The sequence below is a fragment of the Desulfoluna sp. genome (assembly GCF_030145185.1).
Classification (GTDB): Bacteria; Desulfobacterota; Desulfobacteria; order Desulfobacterales; family Desulfolunaceae; genus Desulfoluna.
In genome coordinates this window covers 1-6,342 of the sequence record NZ_JAQYWB010000139.1, presented here as the reverse complement: position 1 = coordinate 6,342, position 6,342 = coordinate 1, and the positions used below count along the sequence as shown (strand labels likewise).

The 6,342-nt window shown below is 47.0% G+C and carries 4 protein-coding genes; 2 read left to right on the top strand and 2 right to left on the bottom strand.

What is annotated here, in order from left to right; genetic code table 11:
• Positions 1–274 (bottom strand): hypothetical protein (locus Q1Q75_RS22310; protein WP_300675389.1); only part of this gene is annotated, 274 nt, incomplete at its 3' end.
• A gap of 917 nt (positions 275–1,191) precedes the next feature.
• Here Q1Q75_RS22310 and Q1Q75_RS22305 point away from each other — a divergent pair.
• A complete protein-coding gene (locus tag Q1Q75_RS22305; RefSeq protein WP_300675387.1) occupies positions 1,192–1,704 on the top strand; it encodes a hypothetical protein in 513 nt (170 codons plus the stop codon).
• Positions 1,705–2,927: 1,223 nt separating this feature from the next.
• Positions 2,928–4,931, top strand: a complete 2,004-nt coding sequence (locus tag Q1Q75_RS22300; protein ID WP_300675385.1) for a TonB-dependent receptor — start codon at positions 2,928–2,930, stop codon at positions 4,929–4,931.
• A gap of 329 nt (positions 4,932–5,260) precedes the next feature.
• Here the strand turns inward: Q1Q75_RS22300 and Q1Q75_RS22295 are convergent, their stop codons facing one another.
• Positions 5,261–5,794, bottom strand: a complete 534-nt coding sequence (locus Q1Q75_RS22295) for a GNAT family N-acetyltransferase (protein WP_300675383.1) — start codon at positions 5,792–5,794, stop codon at positions 5,261–5,263.
• Between the last annotated feature and the right edge of the window lie 548 nt (positions 5,795–6,342).

The window sequence follows — 6,342 nt, the reverse complement described above, 5'->3', positions numbered from 1 at the left end:
GGTCTTGCAGGGAGATATTCAGGCGCTGGGCGTTCTGGAGGTAAATATCTGTGGTGCCGGTGTCCATGAGCCAGTGGTGGCCGTTGGCCAACTCGATATAAATCGAAACGCCATGTTCCGTGGCAAACATCTCGGATACCGAGGTGTCGTCACACAGGACGGAGAGTTTCAGGCTTGGAGTGGTGTCGGCAAAACTGCAGCTGATTGTTGCAAGGATGAATAGGAAACATGAGGTGAGGGTGAACCAGGCATTTTTTTGAACAGGGTAACGCATTGCTCTACTCCTTGACGGGTTAAGATGGGTGTCCATGGTCCGATGAAATGAGGCCCTTGAACGATAAGGCTATTCCTAAAATCTATGTTTCAGTAATTTCATTAAAGTACAGAATAGAACTAATATTGGGAAGAAATATGATTGCTTTAGCAAAAAGGGACAAGGGAGAAGGGGACAGGCGCTGCTCGCTTGTTGAATAAACCGACCTCTGAAGTGTCCGTTGGATCGACCCACGGGGGACTGGGTTCGATTTTGACCTGTTTCCGGCTCCTGGGGGGCGGTTCCAAGGCTTTTGCAATCGAAACCTATGAATGCTAAGGATTCGCTTAATGGCAGCCGAGAACGGATCCCCCGGCAGATCAAAGGGCTTGATGGCATGTACTCCATGAAACGCTTGAGAGAGGCCTGACGGTTTTTTGTCGCAGTATCAGATAAAGTCCGCAATAAAGACAATAATCTGCAAACATTCAAAATGAATTCAGCACCATTCCTGCGGTCGTGAGGGCATACACGATTCATATTTTGTTCTTGGTCATGGTTGTAGGAAGGGCTGCTCCTGCATCGCCCAATTCTGGTATCAATTGATCATAACGCCTTTCGCGCAGATCGAATCCCTGAGAGTACAACGCTTTTTTTTGCAGAAATCATGAGAGAAGAAAACCCTGTGACATGAGATTCTATATCAGGCGCATGTCGCCTGTCGCCTGTCGCCTGTCCCCTGGCTTCCCTGGTATCAAATTTCTCTTTATAGCTTTACTGGTTTAATTTCGATTTACAAATATTGTCAAGCTTGCTAAATCACTTTGGTATATACACAATTAAGTACGAATATCCGATATGCTGACAACTATACCTAACCCCCGGTGAATCGTTCCCTCAGAACGTCGCCAAAATCGTATAGAGGAGACAGACAAAAGATGTCAGGAGATGCTATTTTTCAGATCATTTTTGGCCTTGTCATTGCTGCCGTCATCGCATGTGTTGCCGTTTTTATTTTAAGAAAATTGAAAGGCTCTTTAAAGATAGTTATGGCAAGGACCTCGTTTGATTCTGGAAGTGATATTGAGGGACAAATTATTGTGAAGACAAACAAGGAAACCCACGGCAATTTCCTTTCCGTCGCCCTTGTGGCTGATGAGATTACGACACGCTATGAAGATGACGAACGAAAAACCGATACCCGGGAAGTTTATCGTGATCAATACGAGCTGGAAGGCAGCAGAGCCTACCCGGCTGGCCATGAGGCCTCCCACGATTTCAAGCTCCCCATCCCCGCCATGGACAATATGGAAACCCCACTTGGTAAGGCCATCTCCTCATTTGCTCAGAGTTTTGGAAGTCGTCAGTCGCGGGTGGAGTGGACTGTGGAATCCCGACTGGATGCAACGGGGGTGGATCTCGTGGTAAAAAAAATAGTCTCTGTCAGGTAAGCTCAAAGAAAATCATGAGAAACAGAGAGCAGAAACTAACCCGGATATTTTATGAGAAATGTAATCCACGGTATTCTGTTTGATTTTCTCACCCTTCGGGCGAGCCGGGTGCACTCATCTGCCGCGTTATCAGAGCTTTGAGGTAAACCACTACATCTTCAGCTCTGATGCATTGCATATGAGCGCACCCAACTCGTGAAATATCCGGGCTAAGAAGGTTTTTTGGTTTAAAAATAGAAAACAGCTCCATTCAAGCGTGAACGATCGCTTAAATGGGACGCTTTACGCCGGGCGACTTCGACTGAATTTGTTGGTAGGGCAGGCGGGGTTCTTGAACATATTAACTGACGGCTTTTGCGCCGGTAAGCCAAGCCGTTACTAAAAATATAAGGAGTTTATGCATTGAGGTTTAAAACAACTCTATTTATTTTAATGTTTTTAGTTATTTTTTCATCTCCATTGCTTCAACGTTGTTCGAATGCATCAAGTAGCGAATTATTAGGAACCTGGGTGTTAACGTATGATCCAGATTCACCTAATGGACCCTCAGATGATATGATGGTTTTTCTCAGTGATAAAAATGTAGACCTTTGTGATAGCACCGAGGTTTATTTGCATTGCACATATATTATAAAAAATGATGAAATTATCATCTCTGGTATTGTCAGGGGGAAGCGAAAGACTTTAAAAATGAATTTTTCTTCTGACAATCGAAATATTTTGTTGAATCCATCCGGGGCCGAATATACTAAACAATAAATTCATTGCTAATGAATCACAACTTAAGAGCTCTATTGATTCGCTTAATTGATAGAGGCCAATTCCTGCTTCACTCGAGGGAAATAGTTTTATAGCAAATTATCCAAAACGTTCTTTTTTTTCTTGTTCCGTTCGCTGTTACTCATAAAAACCGATCCATGAAATTGTTTATCCGATTCAAAATTCGGTTTTTAAGGGCATATAAATACGTTTTGATATTGACAACAGCCTGCAATTCATTTACTTCAATTTAAGATCAGGGAAAGTTAAAAAAATGCTATGAAGGCATTTGTTTCTCTGTTTTAAAAATTAAAAACGATTGAATCGAAATCTCAAAGCCATGAAGGCCCATTCCCTGTCGGGAACGTGACCCTTTATGGCTTTTTTTTGTTTAAAAAACTGGGCTTTGAATAGGGGGGCGGAACAAAAAAACAACATGGATAAAACGAAAGAGGAAAGTAATTATGGAGCTGATGCAAAAAATACTCATCACGGGAATTGCCTGCCTCACATTTACCGGGCTGGCCCTGGCCGAGCCAATGAAGGAGATTCAACTCGAAGAGATCGTCGTGGCGGCAACCAAATCCGGGTCATCTATCAGAGATATTCCGGCTTCGGTCACCGTTTTATCCCATGAGGATATCCTGCAGTATAATCTTCCCAACGGGGATGTGGGAGATGTGTTAAGGTCTCTTCCCGGTATCACCTTGAGAAGGGCCTACGCTCCCTTTCCCTCCTACCCGAATATCCGGGGACTGGGCAGTGATGCAACGGTTGTTTTAGTCAACGGAATTCCTACCAACTGGGAGATCACCCAAGCCATCCCCCACAAAAATGTCGAGCGAATTGAGATCTTGCGTGGACCGGCATCGGCTCTGTACGGAGCAAATGCCACCGGAGGGGTGATCAATATCATCCTCAAACGTGGAACAGAAAATCGCGAAACGTCCCTCGCAGTGGGCTACGGAAGATTTGATACCTTGAAGCTGTCAGGTGCTTCCAGTGGAAAACTCAATAAATTTTCCTACGCTCTTGCGGCAAGCCATGAAAATTCCAATGGCAGCAGGGTGGTCACAAACAACCTCAACCCAAGCATCACGATGCTTGATGGCTGTGAATACGACAAACAGAGCTTTTCAATGAACACGGGGATAGATCTTACTAAAGAGTCAAATCTCTCCTTCTTTTATAATTTTTTTCACGATGACTACACGCGGGGCCGTCCCCATGTCGGTGGAGATTGGGATCGACATTTTTCCGGGCTCACATTAAATCAAAATTTTGGGGACAGAATATCCTTTATGGGCTCCCTTGGTTATCGTTACGATGACCTGATTCATCTCTATGATAAAGGAAAGACAAACTACGCCCCCAATAAGAAACGATACACCGATTATTCTGAGATCCCCACTGAGTTGAGACTGACGGCAAAAGCGGGAAAAAGCCACACCCTGACCACCGGTTTTTTCCACAACCAGACCCGTACCGAACAGAAATATAGAGACTGGTTTTCCCATGCCCTGATTCAGGAGAACCGTTTCAAGGTGAGGACCCTTGCGGGCTATGTGAATGATGTATGGAAACCCGCAGAGCCCCTGACCCTTACCGCTGGTGTCAGATACGACCACTGGAAGAACTATGACAACATGTTCAGCAACTACACGACCAGCAACCCAGAAGACCGCACCGACGACAGCTGGAGCCCTAAGATCGGCCTGCGTTACAATTTTGAAAATGCCCTTTCCGTCTGGACCAACTATGGAACCGGCTTCAAACCACCCACATCCTCCGAACTCTATGATGATCGAACCTCAGGGGGCAACCCGAGGCAGCCCAACCCAAACCTGAAACCTGAAAAGACCGAGGCCTGGGAGATCGGTGCAGAAAAATGGCTGACCCAAAAGATTCAAATCAGCATCGCAGGATTCTACAGCATCACCGACGATAAAATTCTCTCCTGGTTCGACCCGGCGAATGTCTGGGTCAACAAAAACATCGGCGAAACCCGCTCCTACGGGACAGAGCTGGACATGGCCATCTACCTCGACGATCACTGGAGCATCACCGCCAACTACACTTACAATCTCGCCACCATAGAAAAGAATCCCGTCACCCCTTCCCAGGAAGGAAATTTCCTCCCCTTCAGCCCAAAGAACAAGGCAAATCTCGGGATAACATGGGAAGATACGAATAATTTCACAGTGACTGCCATGGTGCGATACCTTGGCGAACAGTTCACCAATGATAAAAATACGAGAGAAAATGCCAGCGGAGAAAGTCTTATGATGAACGATTCTCTTGTTGTGGACTTGAAGGCCGTAAAACACGTCACAGTTAACCGTGGGTGCCTTAAGACCGTGAATCTCTCTGTGTCTGTGGACAACCTGTTTAATGACGAATATCGTTCTTTTTATATGTACGAAGATCCCGGCACGGTGCTTTCCGCCCAGGTTGAGTTCATCTTTTGACAAAAACGAAAACGGACAAACTTACAACCAGGGACTGCAATCAGGGGACAGGCACCACGCCTGTTGGATAAGATAAAGCGATCTCAAAAGAGTTCTGGGAGAACTGGGGACTGTTTTCGATCTGTTACCGGTCCCGGGGGATCGATTCCAAGGCGTTGTCCTCACGCCTTGGAACTCTGTTATGACAGGATTTATGGCCGCTGATGAGCCCGCTAAAACGGGGGCGCAGCTTTGGGGTGCCTGTTTTTCTCAACACACCATGCGCATGTTGCCTGTCCCACCATCGTACCAGGCGGATATGGGGCCGCCTCAGCTCCGAGGTCACTTGTTTACATGGGAGCCTCAGACAAGTCATACACGTGGGTATACAGCTCGTGGCGCACAGCGGCATAGTCCGTTACCGGGTCGGGAAAACTCATGAGATGGAGGACCACGGGTTGCAATCCCTGGGCATAAGGGGGCTGCACATGGTGAACCGGGTTATACAAAAAGCCCAGGCGCTCATAAAAGGCGATGCGCCGCACGGCGTCGACGCTGACCCGGGGAGGTTCCACCTCCAGGATCACCGTCCCGGCATGCTCAGCCACAAAGGCCCGCAGGGCTGCGCTGCCCACTCCCTGCCCCCGGCATGTGTGCTCCACGGCAAAATGCTCGATATATGTGAAACCCGTCAGGTCCCAGCTGGAAAAAAAACCTACACATCTGTTCTCATCAAGGCTCATCTCCAGGCAATACCGAGGGTCTGCGAGCAGCCCGGCATACTCGGCCTCGGGCCGTCGCTCATCCACGGGGAATGCCTCCACGCACAACCTCGAAAAACACCCCAACCGCTCTATATCCGTCACACGTTCGAGTCTGATCATGCACATGTCCATAGCACAGAAAGAAATCAGGGGACAGGCGGCCCATAGTGAGGGCATACGATTCATGCTTTGTCCTGCGTCATGTCAGCTGGAAGGGCTGTTTCTGCATTGGTCTATTCGGGCCTCGACTCATAACGGCACATTAAGTCCAGATCGAACCCCCGGGGTTCTACCCCGGACATTTCATGAGGTACCGCAATGCAAAAAGATATACAGCTTTATTACAGAGTGTTGTCGCGAAAAAAGCAGGTGTTCTAAAAATACAAAATGTCATTTTCGGTTTTCTGCTCGATTTTCTCACCCTTCGTGAAATATCGGGGCTAAAACTTTTTTGGGTAGGAATCACGCAAGAAGAAAACATCATGCTATCCCGGATATTTCATGAGAAAACAATCAGGACTAAAGAATAATTCGTAATGACAGTTCTTTGCCGTAATATTTTCAGTCGTTTCAAAAATGCAAAATGTAATCCACGGTATTCTGTTTGATTTTCTCACCCTTCGGGCGAGCCGGGTGCACTCATCTGCCGCGTTATCAGAGCCTTGAGG

Coding starts and splice junctions, on each gene's coding strand:
- Q1Q75_RS22300 (WP_300675385.1), top strand. CDS start 2,928: ATGGAGCTGATGCAAAAAATACTCATCACGGGAATTGCCTGCCTCACA.
- Q1Q75_RS22295 (WP_300675383.1), bottom strand. CDS start 5,794: ATGATCAGACTCGAACGTGTGACGGATATAGAGCGGTTGGGGTGTTTT.
- Q1Q75_RS22305 (WP_300675387.1), top strand. CDS start 1,192: ATGTCAGGAGATGCTATTTTTCAGATCATTTTTGGCCTTGTCATTGCT.